This window comes from Nitrososphaerota archaeon (assembly GCA_011605775.1).
Classification (GTDB): domain Archaea; phylum Thermoproteota; class Nitrososphaeria; order Nitrososphaerales; family JAAOZN01; genus JAAOZN01.
In genome coordinates this window covers 1-14,677 of sequence record JAAOZN010000090.1, presented here as the reverse complement: position 1 = coordinate 14,677, position 14,677 = coordinate 1, and the positions used below count along the sequence as shown (strand labels likewise).

Genomic DNA, 14,677 nt, shown 5'->3' with positions numbered 1-14,677 from the left:
TCTTTAAGAAACACAGAAGCCTCGCTTTCATCAAACATTTCAGAAGCGGCGTGCCGCTTATACCCGGCCTCAACCTCTACTGGAGCCAAACTAACTGGCTTAGCCTGTAGCCGCGCAAGCTTCTCAGCCTTCAACATAACTGACTTAATCTCTTCACTATCAATCTTTGAGGACGAGGCTACACCGTAACCGCCTTGAGCAACTCTGCAGGTGATAAACTCCACACTCTCACTAATATCTTCAAAAGATTCCTCTCTCAAAGCAGTCTGCCAACACATCTCTTTGTGATACCGTAGGTCGATGTAACCCCCGCCAGACCACACCCTCAAATAGCTCCTTAAGTCAGGCTGGGGACACCGCAGCATCATTAAAAAATAAATAAGAAGAGGCTTATCAACATTAACTCGTCTTCTCTAACTAGTTGAGCAGAATTCTGCGCGGTTACGTAAGGAGAGCAGTAAACTACAAACCCTCTGCTATGTCAATAAATGATAGAAGAGGGGGTTAGGCCCCTCTAATCCGAAACATAATTGGGGTAATGGATTTCAGTAGGTTCCCAGTCAGGCAGCTTTCCAGCTAGATATGCTTCATATCCTGAGAGATCCAGTAACCCGTGCCCAGAGTGGTTGAAAACTATTACCTTCTTTTCACCAGTTTCTTTGCACCTCTTCGCCTCATCGATCACGAACTTTATTTCATGCGCAGATTCTGGTGCTGAAATTATCCCCTCGGTTCGAGCGAAGATCGTCGCAGCCTCGAAGATCTCGTTTTGGAGATACGCAACCGATCTTACGTATCCCTTAACTATAAGGTATGACATGATGGGCGCCATGCCGTGATACCTCAGCCCACCAGCGTGTATAGGTGGCGTCCTGTAATCTTTACCTAAAGTCAGCATCTTCAGCAGAGGCGTAGTCCCGGCAGTATCACCAAAGTCGTAGGTATATTTTCCTCTAGTGGTGTGTGGAACAGCGCTGGACTCACAAGCTACAAACTCCGTGTCGCTTTTCTTCTTTATCTTGTCGGCAACGAAGGGTAAGCAGAAGCCGCCGAAATTAGAGCCGCCACCTATATTCCCAGCCATAATATCCGGCTCCTCTTCCCCGAATAACTCAAGCTGCTTCTTCACCTCTAAACCTATTATAGTCTGGTGCAGCAAAACGTGGTTTAGAACAGACCCGAGGCAGTACCTAGCCTTCTCATCGGTAAGCACGTCCTCAATAGCCTCACTAATAGCTATACCGAGTGAACCAGGGTGGTCAGGCTCCTTCTCCAGCAGACTTCTTCCGAATTTCGTTCGGCTACTTGGTGAAGAGTAGACCTCTGCCCCCCAAGTCTCCATCATTACCCTTCTGCCCGGCTTTTGCCTATAGCTCGCAGCAACCATATACACAGTGCATTTTAGACCAAAGAGTGCTGCTGCCATAGCTAAGGCTGAGCCCCACTGCCCAGCTCCAGTCTCCGTCACAACCCTCTCTGTACCCTCTCTCATATTATAGTATGCTTGGGCTATGGCTGTATTCGGCTTATGACTACCAGCTGGAGTAACCCCTTCCCACTTATAGTATATTCGAGCCGGAGTATCCAGATACTCTTCGAGCCTCGTAGCCCTTATCAGCGGTGTGGGTCTTGCTATAAGCTTGTAGCACTCTAACACCTCATCTGGAATGGGTATGTAACGCTGCGTCGAAACCTCTTGGGCTATCAGCTCTTTAGCAAAGATTCTAAAAAGCGGCTCAGGAGGCATCGGCTTCAAGGTCTCAGGATGTAGAGGCGGTGGGAGCGGTTCAGGCAGATCGGCTTGGATATTATACCACTGTGTAGGGATTTCGTCTTGTGGTAGGAAGACTATCTTGTTTTTAGGCACATGTATTTTTGCCAAGGCTATTCGCAAAGGGGTTCGTTGATGAACATTTTTAAATCTTTCTGAACAAAAATGTACATAACCAAAAAAGCTTAAACTATATGCACATCCTCTAAAGCTCTACAGCATCTTACCACGTCCTACTATTTTTTGACCTACACGTCCTTCAATGACCACTGTGTATGAATCCTACTATCCCTCGAACCTGCGCAGAAATGTACAAAAATGCTTATAAATGAACTTCGATAGACCTATTTGCAGGATCGAGTATGCAAACAACCTCTCAAGAAGGAGAGTTGATTAAGAGCGTTATGCAAAAGATAGTTTCACGTGGTGTTTTAGATGGTTCTGAAATCTTCTCCTTTCTGGAAAGCGTTAAGATGGATAGAGTGGCTGAGGTTCAGATCGGCGGCTTTCTTGTAGGTTTGGCTATGAAGGGTGTTGCTGAGGAGGAGCTGGCTGCTATTGCTAGGTGGATGCGGGAAAACTCAATTGCGGTTAGACCGAAAGTTAATGGAAGACTCATAGACACTTGTGGAACTGGCGGCGGTGTTCTAACATTTAACGTCAGCACAGCGAACGCCATTGTCACATCAGCAGCTGGTGTTCCAGTCGCGAAACACGGAAGTAGGTCAATATCTCATAAGTCAGGGAGCGCCGATGTTCTAGAAGCCTTGAATGTGAATATCGAGCTGACCAAGGAAGAAGCGGAGAGGTTGATTGAGGAGGTTGGTTTCGCCTTCCTTTACGCACCAAGATTCCATCCGGTGATGCACAAAATATTGGGGCCTGAAAGCCTCTTAGGCGTTAAAACCGTTTTTTACACCATCGTAGGGCCCCTCGTAAGCCCTGCTGATGTGAAAGCTCACATACTAGGAGTCTACAACAGGTCTCTTGTAGAACCCGTCGCACAAGTACTGGCTAGGCTCGGATACGAGCGAGCCCTAGTTGCTCACGGCTTGGACGGGCTAGATGAGATTTCAAATATTGGACCAACTCTCATAGGTGATGTAGAGAATGGCAGAGTAAAGGATGTTTATGAAATCTCCCCTGAAGAGATGGGAGTTAAGAGAGCGCGCCTAAGCGAGATCACACCTTCATCAGATGATCCGCGATGTAACGCTGAAATAATCCGCGGACTTCTTAAAGGTGAAATCTTAGATGCGAAAAGAGATTTTCTACTGGTTAACGCTGCTGGAGCCTTACTTGTTGGCGGCCTGGTAGATGATCTTAGAGATGGTGTTGAATTGGCGAAGAATGTTTTGGATGAAGGTAGAGGGTATAGGAAACTACAGGAGATAATCGATGCTTCACATAGGGTGGCTCTGAATGCCAAGAGCTGAGATTTTTGCAGATATGCGTAGGCACATCGAATATGATAAAGGGCGTATAGATAAGAGGCAACTCGAGGAGCTAGCTGAAGAGGCGCGTAAGAGAGTAGAGAGGCCAAGCATCCTCGACGCTTTAAAGGATGTTAAGGATAGGGTTCCGCTTATCGCTGAGTTTAAACCAGCTTCTCCAGCAAAGATATTCCACTTCTACTACAATTTAGATTTGGCGGTTTCTCAGATGATTGAAGGCGGTGCTGCTGCCATATCCATCTTGACCGAGCCGGTCTATTATCGAGGAAGCCTACACTACCTATATGAGACTTCAAAGAAATTTGATGTCCCCTTTCTTAGGAAGGACTTGATTCTAGAGGATTTCCAGATTTACGAAACGGCAGCCACAGGCGCGAGTTCATATCTACTAATTGTAGATCAATTTGAGGATGATGGTGGGCTTGAGGATTTGATCCAACTCGGCAGAAGCTTCAGCATGGAGCCCCTTGTCGAAGTCAACTCAGTCGAAGATGCAAGGCGCGTGGCTAGGACCTCTGCCAAGCTTGTTGGTATTAACAATGGTGAGGGGGTTGACCGCGACTTAAATAAGACAAGGGTTCTCGCTAAAGAAGTTAGTGCGGATTTTTTGGTGAGCGAGTCTGGGATCAAAAGCGCTGAAGATGTCAGATTCGTTATGCAGTATGCTGATGGGGTTCTCGTCGGAACCGCCATTAGTGAGAGTGGAAACGTAAAGGCTAAAGTTGAGGAATTATGCCTGAAAAACTTGGTGAAACGCTAAAGCGTAGGAAAGCGTTGGTCGTCTTCTTAACGGTGGGGGATCCTCTAACTTGGGATGGAAGAGTAATGGATGCTTTGGCTTCAGGCGGTGTTGACGCCTACGAGTTAGGTATACCAACACGCCTAGCAAAATACGATGGTCCGACTATAAGGACATCGTATAGGAGAGCTTTGAGATGTGGGGTTGATGAGAGGTGCGCGATGTCCCTAATTAAGCAAGTTAAGGGTTTGATTAACCCCATACTCTTCACATACTATGAGGTTGCTTTAGAGTGCGGTTTAGAAGATTTAGTAAACAGTGCAGCGGAGGCAGATATACAGTGCGTTCTTTTTCCGGACCTCTTAATAGATTATCCTGAAAGTCTAGAAGACTACATCAGGATCTGCAAAAAATACAATCTTGAACACGCGTTCTTCGTCACAAGCTGCTTCCCACACCACCTTATAGTGAAACTAGCAAAGCTCGAGCCCTCATTCATCTATCTCGGTTTAATGGCTACCACAGGCATACCCCTACCCCTAGCGATCAACAGAAACATCAAGATAATCAAGAATCTAGTAGGTGAAACACCTCTTCTAGTCGGTTTTGCTATAGATAACCCACAACAAGTTAGCCTCTGCATCAATGCAGGTGCTGACGGTGTGGTTGTGGGCAGTGCTATTCTGAAAATTCTTGAAGGAGGGTTTGAGGCTGCGAAGCTTAAAAGCTTCGTCACGGGGTTAAAGGATGCCCTATTGGGGGAATCATATTGATAGGGTTACCGCAAAGATGGTATAACATCGTGCCAGACCTTCCAAAACCCCTACCCCCTCCCAGGGACCCTGAAGAGGAGGACTTCTCAAGAATCGGAATTCTACCCAAACTCTTCCCTAGTAGTTTGCTCGATCAAGAGTTTACCGCAGAGAGGTTCGTAGAAATACCAGGAGAGGTTTTAGAAGTTTACTCTAGGATAGGTAGACCTACCCCGCTCGTCAGAGCAAGAAATCTTGAAAGATATCTTGACACACCAGCAGAGATCTACTATAAGCGTGAGGATTTGAGCCCAACAGGCAGCCACAAAGTTAACACATCAATACCCCAAGCCTACTATGCTAAACGTGAAGGTGTTCGTATGGTTGTAACTGAGACTAGTGCTGGCCAATGGGGCTCGGCATTAGCCCTTGCTTGTGCACTCTTTAACCTAAGATGCTTAGTGTTTATGACGAGGGGTAGTCACATCCAAAAGCCATATAGGAAGATCTTGATGGGCCTTTACGGGGCTGAGGTTGAATTAAGCCCTAGCGATAAGACCGAGGTGGGACGAAAGCTTCTTGAGACAAATCCGCTGCACCCCGGCTCACTGGGAATAGCGATGTCAGAGGCAGTTGAGACTGTGCTGAAAGATAGCGACACTAAGTACGCTGTAGGGAGCGTGCTGAACTTTGTTCTCCTACACCAAACAATAATCGGGCTAGAAACAGCGATGCAGCTTAAAGAAATTGGTGAGGAGCCAGACCTCGTCATCGGGTGCGTCGGCGGTGGGAGTAACTTTGCAGGCTTTAGCTACCCGATGATAGGGGAAAAACTTGCAGGCAAAGCGTATGAACAAACAGATTTCATCGCCGTTGAATCAGAAGCCTCACCTAAAATGACCAAAGGGAAATACGCTTATGAGCACGGTGATTCGGCTGGTCTCCTACCGATGTTTAAAATGTTTAGTGTTGGCAGAAGCCACATCCCACCTGCGATACATGCTGCTGGCTTAAGATATCACGCTGCAGCACCAACGCTTTCAATTTTAATAAAGGAGGGTATTGTCAAACCAGTAGCGTACAGCCAAGAGGAGGTATTGGAGGCTGGGAGAATCTTTGCGAAGACTGAGGGTATCATCCCAGCTCCCGAAACAGCACACGCGATAAAACACGTGATCGAAGAAGCAAAAGCCTGCAGGCGAAGGCAAAGAAGTAAAACTATAGTCTTCTGCTTCAGCGGCCACGGGCTACTGGATCTTACAGCGTATGAAGGTTGCAGCTAATAGATTAGAACTTTATCAACACCTCTAATCTTAAGCACATCTTGTACGAGTTCGCCGGGTATCTTACTCTCAGCTATAAGAGTGAGTCTGGGTTCTGGTGAAAGTTCTGGGTCGTCGACTATAGCTTGCCTTATGCTAATACCTCTTTTTGCGAGCTGTGATGCTGCTTCGGCTAAGATACCTGGGGTTCGCGCATCTTTAGGCACGATTTCTAATGCCCCGAAACCGAGAAACTTTACTAAATCTTTTAGCGAGTGGCCAGCGTTGCGTAGATGTTGGAATAGTGGTCGTAGTGTTTCGTCTTGTTCGATGGTTTGGATAGTCTGGGTTACAGTCCTGCGGTCTACGCCAGCAACCCTCGCTACTTCAGCCTTCGATATCGCTATGTTGTTGCAAAATATCTTTCCGTTTTTCACGCTGAAGCCATTCTCTATAAGAACTCTTGCCACCCTAAGCCTCTCTGGGTAGCTCGATAACTTCTTTTCTATCTTGCCCCACATAGTCGCCCAACTTATCGTTTACGGTTACATATTTCTTTTTTGCAAAGTATAAGTTAACGGTTAAGCCGCTATTAAAGCTTCATCCAAAAGCTACTCCGATTAAACATAAAAATCGTCAGAGCTCTTTTCTAGTAGGCTTAAATAGAGTAGAGCGGGGATAAGGTGATATGGATTATCTACTTACCGACCGGGTTAAGCCTGTAGAAGTATGGCCGAAAATGACCGTAAACGAACTCGTACATCAGATGAAAGGTGCTGGCGTGTTCATGGGAGGAAACTTGGCTAAGGCTGTCGACATCTATGAAAGGATGGTTAATGATGGTGCATACATCTTCTTGAGCCTCGCTGGCGCACTTACACCAGCAGGAATGAGAAAGATCATACTAACGCTCATAAAGAAGAAGCTCGTGAACGCAATTGTTAGCACCGGAGCTAACCTAGTTCATGACACTATGGAAGCACTCGGTGGCAGCTTCTACCAAGGCTCGCCTTATCTTGACGACTCCCAGCTCTACGATGCTAAGATAGATAGGATATACGACATCTTGGTTACGGAGAAAGACTTTACTGAAAAATTTGATAACCCGATTTTGGAGATCTATGCCGATATCGACCGAAGCCTAAAGGGGAAGGTTATCTCGATAAACGAGCTTCTTATCGAAATTGCTAAAAGGCTTCCAACAAGCGACTGCATAATCAAAGCGTGCTACGAGCACGGTGTGAAATTGTTCTGCCCTACGATAGCGGACTCCGTCTTCGGTCTACAGATGGCCATCTATAATAGGCTACATAATGGTAACTTGCGGGTCGATGCCTTTGAAGATTTGCAGGAGATGTGGGACATACGTGAAAGAAACGAAAGAGTTGGAGCTGTTGTTCTCGGAGGAGGCGTGCCAAAGAACTATGTCTTTCAATCATTCTTCTTTAGCAAAAAGAGGCTGGACTACGTTATCCAGATAACTCTCGATAGACCTGAGACCGGAGGCTTGTCTGGCGCGCCTCCTCACGAAGCTGTATCTTGGGGCAAGGTTAAGCCGGATGCGAATAAAGTCGTTGTTGTATGTGAAGTTACGATAGCGCTACCCATAATTGTCGCAGCCCTTCTCGAGAGGCTCGATAAGAAGTGAGCTATAGAGATCTTTGGCTAACCCCTACACCAAATATTAGTAACTTCCTTAAAGATGAGGTGCCGAAGGTAAGTGTTTTTGGGGTGCCTTTCGATGCGACCTCTACTTATCGGGCTGGCTCAAGGTTCGCACCAAACGCTATAAGGGAAGCCTTCCTCAACATAGAAGTCTACTTTAAAGACCTTGATGTAGATCTGGAGAAGGTCTGCGTAGAAGATCTAGGAAATCTTAAGCAGACAGGGAGTGTGCAGAGTATGGTTGTGGCAGTGCAGAAAGTTACAGAGGAGCTGCTGCAGCAAAACAAGCTTCCAGCAATACTTGGGGGTGAGCATACCCTCACATACGCCTCTTGCTTGGCTACAGGATGCTCGACGCTTGTAGTCTTTGACGCCCACCTGGATTTAAGGGATGAGTTTGCAGACATGAGGTTAAGCCACGCAACCTACTTAAGGAGGCTACTAGAGGAAGTAGATACTGAAGCGATAGTGATAGGCGCACGGGCAGCGTCAAAAGAAGAGTGGGAGTTCGCTGAAAAGAATGGAGTAAAGGTATTACCTCCACCACAAGATGATCGCTCCCTACAAGATTATGTTAAGGCGGTTAGATCGACTATTGGGCAAAGAAGCGTATATGTGAGCATAGACCTCGATGTAGTAGATCCTGCATACGCTCCCGCTGTAGGGAACCCAGAGCCAGGAGGTTTAACCTCTAGAGAACTCTTAACAGTCTTGAGTGCCCTAAAAGGTTGCAGATTCGTTGGCTTTGATATCGTGGAGCTAGATCCCCTATTAGATACTGGTGCTTCGGCTGCTCTAGCAGCTAAGGCTCTTGCTCTGCTAATCGCGCTGGTCTCTAAGTGAAGCGTGGTCTCTGGCTGAGAAGGGTGGGTAAAGGTAGGGGTAAGTAGGGTTTATTAGCTGTCTGTTCGTGGACGATTTTGATAAGATCATCCAGACCCATTTGCCTTATAGTTCTGTTCATTCGATCCCTAACTTGAAGTGTATTTGAGGAAGCCTCTTTTTCACCATACACAACAATGTAGGGCACCCACTCTTTTTCAGCCTCCCTAACCCTCTTCTGCACCGTTTCTTCTCTATCATCCACATCACAACGCACACAAGATTCGTTCATTTTGGCGGCCAAAGCGCAAGCCCCCTCAACGTAGCTGGATGATGTTGGTATAAGTCTGACTTGAGTAGGAGAAAGCCAGACTGGGAGAGTAGGTGTGCCACCGCTTTGGGCAACTCTGTAGGCCTTTTCGAGAAGCGCGTACATACACCGCTCTATAGCACCTGAAGGTGAATTATGAAGTATAAGCGGATACTTCATAGCACCGTCTTCATCCATATATTGTATCCCATATCGCTTAGCGTTCTCCACATCGATCTGATCGGTAGATAGAGCTGAAGCCTTACTCAAGTTATCAATAAAGTTAAATTCCCATTTGAAGACGAAGTAGAAGAAGCGCTCACTCCACATCTCCAGTAGAGCTGGTTTACCAAGCCTGCGAACCAGCTCCACGAAGAATTCTTTATTCTCCTTATAGAAGTCTTCAGTAGCTCTGATCGCAAGCTCGTAATCATCTTTTGTTAAACCTATGCCTGAAAGCACAGTCATGGAGAGCTCGAATCTCCTCAGAACTTCGCTCTTAGCTTGCTCAAGATCTTTGCAAAAGGCGTGGCAGTCAGGCATGGTGAATGCTCTTAGCCTCCTTAACCCAACGAGTTCACCGCTCTTCTCTCTCCTAAAGCTGTATCTTGTTAGCTCATAGAGCCTGAATGGTAGATGCTTGTATGAAATCTGCGTGTCCTTAGCCATAAGGAACTGACCGAAACAAGCACTGAACCTTAAGAAGAGTTCTTTATCCTCAGATCTAACCACATACTGCCGGGCTGGGAACCTGTTAAGGTAGTCAGATAAAGCTGGGTGTCTCATATCATACATAATGGGAGTCTCAACCTCCACACCACCGTATTCACGGACCATCTGCGTAACGTATCTTTCAAGAAGCGCCTTAACCAACCTCCCCTTGGGGTAAAACCTAAGGTTACCCGCATCAGAGCCGGGTTCGTAACCCACAAGCCCAAGCCTGACCATCAACTCAACATGTGGTGGCTCCTGCTGAACAACCCTACTCTTCGCTACCTCGTAATCCGTCAACTCCTTAAGACGCCTATATTTGGTGAAGTCGAAGCTCTCAGCAGGCACCAGAGTACCATCCAAGTCTATTATATACCATCTTGAAACCAGCTTCTCCTCCGCCTTTAAGGCTTGTGAAACCGCCTCGCCAGCAGAAACGGCTGCTTGGATCGATCTAGACTGCTCTGCGAGCGGGTGCCCCTTTACCTTAATAGTGAAAGCTTTGTTCCAGCCGAAAGGAGCTTGGCTGACCTCTAAGCCCAGTCTTCTGAACTCCTCCACCATCGTCTTGATAAGTTTAAGCGCAGTAGTTGGCGGGGCGAGGTTACTGCTTAAGTGAGCATAGGGATAGATGAGTACCTTATTGGCGCCGAGGTTGCGCAGCGAATCCTTGGTTGAGGCTACTGCTTGAAAGACGGTATTCTCGTTATCTTGCTCCTCTACTGCTGTGAAGAGGACAACTATGTCGTCGAAGCGGTAAGGTTTCTGCTCAGCTTCTTCAGCCGTATCTATCTCTTTTCTGATTGGCTCATACTCAATATAGTCTGCGTGGAGCTGCAGTATCTTCATACAGCCCGCCTACCATGAACCGCGATTATAGGTTTTCCCTCGCCTCTAAGCGAACCTAGCCCTATCTAACTCTCGCCCCTTCTTAGTAGCCTTCTTCCAAGCCTTATAGTGTTGAGTGCAGAGATAAACTCTCCTACCATCTCCGACAACCTTTAGACCTGCGCCTGAGACCTTCTCTCTACTTAGCGAGCGCTCAGCTTCAGCACCACACCCATCCACACTACACTTGACGCCGCGCTCTACTTTACCCAAGGATCCACCGCAAGCAAGGTGGAGCAGAGGAATATATAACTTAGAGGAGGGTAAGGAGGGTGGTATGCTTAACAGACTACGCCAAATCATAGAACCTCTAACAGCAAAAATAGGAGCAGCAGCCGCTAAGACACACATACCACCTTCAGGCTGGACAGCCCTAAGCTTAGTAGCAGCGCTAGCCTCATCCTACTTTTACGCTATACAAAGCGTCTACACAACGATATTAGCTGGTGTTATGCTGCTGCTCACAGGTTTCTTGGATGTTGTGGATGGGGCGGTTGCTCGAGCCACAAATAGAGTTTCTAACATGGGCGCCTTTTTAGACTCATCTTTAGATCGGCTAGCTGAAGTGTTGGTCTTTGTAGGCGTCATGCTTGGTGGCTACGCCCCTGCATACCTAGTGTTATTAGCGTTATCCTTCTCGCTGCTTGTAAGCTATTCTAGGGCTAGGGGCGAGTCTCTAGGTGTTAAAGTGTTCGGCGTAGGTTTAGGGGAAAGGGCTGAGAGGATCATAGTGCTTGCAGCCCTAACCCTAATCGGCTTCGTTTACTTGGGCATAATTGTAGTATTGATCTTAGCAGTAGCCACCTACATACAGAGGTTCATCTATATAGTTAAAGCTCTGAAGAGATCTTCTTGAACTATTTGAGGCGCCTCTCTTCCCTCGCCCTAACCTTGACTAAACCATAGTGGACGGCGCAGGACACACAATAGTATTTTATCGTCTTTGGAGCCGCTATGTACGCTCCAGCAGATTTGAGTTCCTTGGCCAAGGTCGGTTCGACGAGGCTTATTCTAGATGTCACCTTCTTAGCCTTGTCTCTAGGTACGAGGTGCCCACAGTTGCTGCAGTGAACGAAATCAGATCTACCCTTGCCGCCTTTAGCTCTTCCTCTGCTTTTCCTCTTTTTAGGCATTTCTTACACCACACCTAGCACACAGATGCTAGATTAAAATCTTGCTCCCTCCAGCTCCGAAAGCCGCTGATCGAAGGTGAGCCCCTTCTCCATATATGCTTTTGTTCAGTCGCAAAATAGAAATACCCTCGCTCAAATGGAGAAAAGGGGAGGTAAGCGGTATGCCGATAACAGATGTAGCAAAAAAGCAGCTAGCCCAAAAGAGGAAACTCTTCTTCAAAATCTGTTTAAGATGTGGCAAGAAGAACGCAATAACCGCAACCAGATGTAGAAGATGCCGCAGCGACGACCTAAGGCTAAAGAACAGAACCCTAGGCGCCAAGAAGTAGCGTAAACTTAACATAAGCACTCAACCTAAAATTTAGCAGCAGGGCCGGTAGTCTAGCTCGGCAGGACGTCGCTCTCACACGGCGAAGGTCGCCGGTTCAAATCCGGCCCGGCCCACTCACCTTAAAACAATCTTTACTTTCCTCATTAAACGTCAAGACGGTAGAGAGGGGTTTAGGTTTTCTTCTAAGGGTAAACGTGAACCCTCGTTTTTCATAGGCTCTGAATGCTTGGTTTGATCTTATTGCCTGCTATTCTAATTGCCTCTTTTAACTTACGCTTTTCTATCCAATATGGTTCTAGTATTATGTGTTGGCATCCAGCATCTCTGAAATGGGCTATTCTATTGATGCATTCCTCAACTTTACCGTAAATAATTGTGGAGTCGGCTAGATCGTCTGGAACCTCGTTGGCCAGTTCATCCCACAGATTTGGCTTCGCCATTAGGTGCTGCGTCCTTAACCCAGGGTGATTTCGCCCGTACCCTGCAGCCCATAGTACATCGGGATAAGTAGCCAGATAGTGTTTCGCCGCGTTTAGGATGCGCTGGTAGGATTCTGTATCAGGTTCAAATGGGTAAAATATAGCGGCAAGGCAAGGCTCTAACTCTTCAGCTTCTCTTCCAAACCTCCTCATCAAGAAATAGATTTTATCTAATGTTATCTTGTAGGTTAGTGGTGTATGGGACTCAGGTATCCAGCCGTCAGCAAGCTCAGCTGTTATCTCTATCATCTTCGGTCCATAGGAAGCGATGTATATCGGGATAATGCTAGCTGGCTTTAGAGGCGATCCTGCTCTTTCTAATGTGAAATGCTTCCCTTTAAAATCAGCCGGCTTCTCTGGAGAGGCCTTCCAGAGCGATTTTATCACCTTTAAGCCCTCCTTGAGCTTAGTTGCCAAATCGTGGAGTTTTATGCCGTAGCTGAGGTGGCTTGTCCCAGCTCCAGCACCAAGTCCTAGAATGAGTCTTTGAGGCGCGATGTAGCTCAGTGAGGCGTAAGCGTGCGCTGCAACCATGGGGTGACGCCTTAGAACGTCCGTGACAAAAGATCCGACAAATACTCTCCGTGTTCTTAAAGCAACAGATGTCAATGCAACATATAGTTCAATCGTTTCTGAAAATGGGGCTTGATAATCAGAGTACCACACACCATCAAGATCAACTGTCTCACATAACCTAGCCTCCTTTAGCAGTTCAGGAAAAGAAGAGGAAAGGCACCAACTCAGCCTCATAGCTAACTGATAAGGCTTGGTTGTAAATATACTTTGAAGGACTCCTTCCTACGCAACTTATCCGATTGGCAGGAAGTCTCTTAAAGGGAGGTTATCCTTTTACAAAGTAATTTTTAATAGCTAGTTTTTAGAAGGTATTCATATAGTGTAAATTGAGGGAAGGAGTTTCGATCTCGGTAGGTTTGAAGCTGTTTTCGCTCGTTAGCATCTCTCTTCTTCTAGTTAGCGGGTTGGCTGAGGGTGCTTCCCAGGTCAGTGATCCTTATGAGCGGTTGGCTGATTGGCTTGGTAAAAACCTTCGTGTGTATGGGTTGGCTATGTATAGAGGCGAGGGGTATGATGTGATTGGGTCGTACAAAGAGCCTTTTGTAAAATATTCGCTTAGTTTCCCGAATGGGACTGCCCGTCTAGGGTTGGTGGATAAGTTTAGCGATTATGTGAGTAAATTGAGGAGCGGCTTAGTCAATCCTTGGGTTAACCTCACCTATTTTGGATACAAGAGGGTTGGTCCTATTGTAGTGGAATGGCCTCGATTCAGCTTCATCTATAATGTACCTTTTGACCCTCTGGCTACTTTATGGGGCTCTTATTTCCCTATGAATAGGCCTTCAGAAGGCTTTATGACAAGTGAAGCGGAACCATATACTTCTGCTGTCTTCTACTTTCCTCTTGCTAAGCCGATCTTCTCAACGAACCCGCAGTATCTCTACTCCTATCTGAAGATGTCGGATGGCGCTGTGGTTACTTTGCCGAAGGGTGAGAACATCAACTTCATCATCTTACCGGTTGACGATGTGAGATTTGAAGAAGAGTATCTTTACACAGCTCTTTACGCAGCTTTAACGGGTAATGGGTCGCTGCCGATGCCGAGCTCTCTCAACAACATACTTGACGCCTTACCTAAGTATGACCCTATGGCTAGCGTCTTAGTAGTCAACTGGTCTGTGGAGGGTAATAAGGGCTACATTAAGCCGCTAGCTTCAGTCAGCTACCAGCACATCGCGCCACTCAACCTAACGCTTTCCGGATACTACAGTGGCGTAATGAGGAGGGCGAACGATACTTACGAGGATTGGTATAGGAGATCGGTTGAAAACGCAGTGAAGGAGCTTGAGCGGACGCCTCCAAAATTGTATTTCGAGAAGTTTTCTACTAGAGTTTTGGCCCCGATCGGTGCTCCTCTTAAGGAGTATTCGACGGTCATCGACCTCTCCAACACAACACCAGCCAACATTCTGTTGGCTGCTGGAGTTGCGTTCATCATCGACCCCTCTGCCTATGGTGGGAATGTTGATCTGAAGCTTACTATCTCTGATGTTAGAGGTAGGTTCAGCCTAACCTACAAGTATACTATTCATATTGGGGAGGAGCGGTTTAAGGTTTATCTAGAAGGCTACCTCTCTAAAAGTAAAAGCAGCGAGCCAGCAGGTTATGCGCAAGAAAATAAAGTGGTTAAAGAGTGGTTCAGCAGCATAACTGTGAAGAAAAAGGGGTATGATGAAGACGGCTCCCTTATCTTATCCATCAACCTAAGGGAATCATATCGTGAGACGTCAACTTTAATGGCAGTAGTTAGCGAGGGTGGCAAACTAGTTTACAAGCCGCTCAAT

General features: G+C 46.8%; 16 protein-coding genes and 1 tRNA gene. 10 read left to right on the top strand and 7 right to left on the bottom strand.

Annotated elements, in window-relative coordinates:
• Together HA494_08070 and HA494_08065 are read right to left on the bottom strand one after the other, a co-directional pair.
• A partial coding sequence (locus HA494_08070) for a hypothetical protein (protein ID NHV97720.1) occupies nucleotides 1-329 on the bottom strand: 329 nt, incomplete at its 3' end.
• A gap of 185 nt (nucleotides 330-514) precedes the next feature.
• On the bottom strand, nucleotides 515-1,867 hold the full coding sequence (locus HA494_08065) for a TrpB-like pyridoxal phosphate-dependent enzyme (protein NHV97719.1): 1,353 nt from the start codon (nucleotides 1,865-1,867) through the stop codon (nucleotides 515-517).
• Between the two features lie 293 nt (nucleotides 1,868-2,160).
• On the opposite strand from HA494_08065, the gene trpD reads away from it, so the two are divergent.
• The 4 genes from trpD to HA494_08045 are packed head-to-tail and all read left to right on the top strand — an operon-like array spanning nucleotide 2,161 to nucleotide 5,999.
• Nucleotides 2,161-3,207 carry an anthranilate phosphoribosyltransferase gene (gene trpD, locus HA494_08060; protein NHV97718.1) on the top strand — a complete coding sequence of 349 codons (1,047 nt, stop codon included), beginning with the start codon at nucleotides 2,161-2,163 and terminating at the stop codon, nucleotides 3,205-3,207.
• A complete protein-coding gene (locus tag HA494_08055) occupies nucleotides 3,194-3,985 on the top strand; it encodes an indole-3-glycerol-phosphate synthase (GenBank protein NHV97717.1) in 792 nt (263 codons plus the stop codon). The genes trpD and HA494_08055 overlap by 14 nt, the downstream gene beginning before the upstream one ends.
• A complete protein-coding gene (trpA, locus tag HA494_08050; GenBank protein ID NHV97716.1) occupies nucleotides 3,958-4,737 on the top strand; it encodes a tryptophan synthase subunit alpha in 780 nt (259 codons plus the stop codon). Before HA494_08055 ends, trpA begins: the two co-directional genes overlap by 28 nt.
• Nucleotides 4,719-5,999 (top strand): TrpB-like pyridoxal phosphate-dependent enzyme, encoded by a 1,281-nt coding sequence (locus tag HA494_08045; protein NHV97715.1) that lies wholly within the window; start codon nucleotides 4,719-4,721, stop codon nucleotides 5,997-5,999. The genes trpA and HA494_08045 overlap by 19 nt, the downstream gene beginning before the upstream one ends.
• On the opposite strand, the gene HA494_08040 is transcribed toward HA494_08045, so the two are convergent.
• Nucleotides 5,996-6,499, bottom strand: a complete 504-nt coding sequence (locus HA494_08040) for an amino acid-binding protein (protein NHV97714.1) — start codon at nucleotides 6,497-6,499, stop codon at nucleotides 5,996-5,998. The two genes, HA494_08045 and HA494_08040, sit on opposite strands and share 4 nt — an antisense overlap.
• 167 nt (nucleotides 6,500-6,666) lie before the next feature.
• On the opposite strand from HA494_08040, the gene HA494_08035 reads away from it, so the two are divergent.
• Both HA494_08035 and speB read left to right on the top strand, forming a co-directional pair.
• On the top strand, nucleotides 6,667-7,626 hold the full coding sequence (locus HA494_08035) for a deoxyhypusine synthase (protein NHV97713.1): 960 nt from the start codon (nucleotides 6,667-6,669) through the stop codon (nucleotides 7,624-7,626).
• Nucleotides 7,623-8,486 (top strand): agmatinase, encoded by an 864-nt coding sequence (gene speB / locus HA494_08030; protein NHV97712.1) that lies wholly within the window; start codon nucleotides 7,623-7,625, stop codon nucleotides 8,484-8,486. Before HA494_08035 ends, speB begins: the two co-directional genes overlap by 4 nt.
• Here speB and HA494_08025 read toward each other — a convergent pair.
• Nucleotides 8,479-10,335, bottom strand: a complete 1,857-nt coding sequence (locus HA494_08025) for a threonine--tRNA ligase (protein ID NHV97711.1) — start codon at nucleotides 10,333-10,335, stop codon at nucleotides 8,479-8,481. The genes speB and HA494_08025 overlap by 8 nt on opposite strands.
• A gap of 45 nt (nucleotides 10,336-10,380) precedes the next feature.
• On the bottom strand, nucleotides 10,381-10,587 hold the full coding sequence (locus tag HA494_08020) for a hypothetical protein (GenBank protein ID NHV97710.1): 207 nt from the start codon (nucleotides 10,585-10,587) through the stop codon (nucleotides 10,381-10,383).
• A gap of 64 nt (nucleotides 10,588-10,651) precedes the next feature.
• Between HA494_08020 and HA494_08015 the strand changes: the two genes are divergently transcribed.
• Complete coding sequence (locus HA494_08015) at nucleotides 10,652-11,230, top strand: CDP-alcohol phosphatidyltransferase family protein (GenBank protein ID NHV97709.1); 579 nt, start codon at nucleotides 10,652-10,654, stop codon at nucleotides 11,228-11,230.
• A 1-nt stretch (nucleotide 11,231) separates the two neighbouring features.
• Here the strand turns inward: HA494_08015 and HA494_08010 are convergent, their stop codons facing one another.
• Complete coding sequence (locus HA494_08010; GenBank protein NHV97708.1) at nucleotides 11,232-11,507, bottom strand: 30S ribosomal protein S26e; 276 nt, start codon at nucleotides 11,505-11,507, stop codon at nucleotides 11,232-11,234.
• Between the two features lie 161 nt (nucleotides 11,508-11,668).
• On the opposite strand from HA494_08010, the gene HA494_08005 reads away from it, so the two are divergent.
• The gene (locus HA494_08005) at nucleotides 11,669-11,836 is read left to right on the top strand and encodes a 50S ribosomal protein L40e (GenBank protein ID NHV97707.1); all 168 of its coding nucleotides are present in this window, start codon (nucleotides 11,669-11,671) and stop codon (nucleotides 11,834-11,836) included.
• Between the two features lie 41 nt (nucleotides 11,837-11,877).
• A tRNA-Val gene (locus tag HA494_08000) sits at nucleotides 11,878-11,951 on the top strand.
• Between the two features lie 96 nt (nucleotides 11,952-12,047).
• On the opposite strand, the gene HA494_07995 is transcribed toward HA494_08000, so the two are convergent.
• Entirely contained in the window at nucleotides 12,048-13,067 is a 1,020-nt protein-coding gene (locus HA494_07995) for an LLM class flavin-dependent oxidoreductase (GenBank protein NHV97706.1), read from the bottom strand.
• Nucleotides 13,068-13,219: 152 nt separating this feature from the next.
• Between HA494_07995 and HA494_07990 the strand changes: the two genes are divergently transcribed.
• Nucleotides 13,220-14,677: hypothetical protein (locus tag HA494_07990; protein NHV97705.1), on the top strand; the 1,458-nt coding region annotated here is incomplete at its 3' end.

Bases quoted from the DNA above. Each gene is read 5' to 3' on its own strand.
- HA494_08055 (NHV97717.1), top strand. From the start codon at position 3,194: ATGCCAAGAGCTGAGATTTTTGCAGATATGCGTAGGCACATCGAATAT.
- trpA (NHV97716.1), top strand. From the start codon at position 3,958: ATGCCTGAAAAACTTGGTGAAACGCTAAAGCGTAGGAAAGCGTTGGTC.
- HA494_08040 (NHV97714.1), bottom strand. From the start codon at position 6,499: ATGTGGGGCAAGATAGAAAAGAAGTTATCGAGCTACCCAGAGAGGCTT.
- HA494_08035 (NHV97713.1), top strand. From the start codon at position 6,667: ATGGATTATCTACTTACCGACCGGGTTAAGCCTGTAGAAGTATGGCCG.
- HA494_08025 (NHV97711.1), bottom strand. From the start codon at position 10,335: ATGAAGATACTGCAGCTCCACGCAGACTATATTGAGTATGAGCCAATC.
- HA494_08015 (NHV97709.1), top strand. From the start codon at position 10,652: ATGCTTAACAGACTACGCCAAATCATAGAACCTCTAACAGCAAAAATA.
- HA494_08010 (NHV97708.1), bottom strand. From the start codon at position 11,507: ATGCCTAAAAAGAGGAAAAGCAGAGGAAGAGCTAAAGGCGGCAAGGGT.
- HA494_08005 (NHV97707.1), top strand. From the start codon at position 11,669: ATGCCGATAACAGATGTAGCAAAAAAGCAGCTAGCCCAAAAGAGGAAA.
- HA494_07995 (NHV97706.1), bottom strand. From the start codon at position 13,067: ATGAGGCTGAGTTGGTGCCTTTCCTCTTCTTTTCCTGAACTGCTAAAG.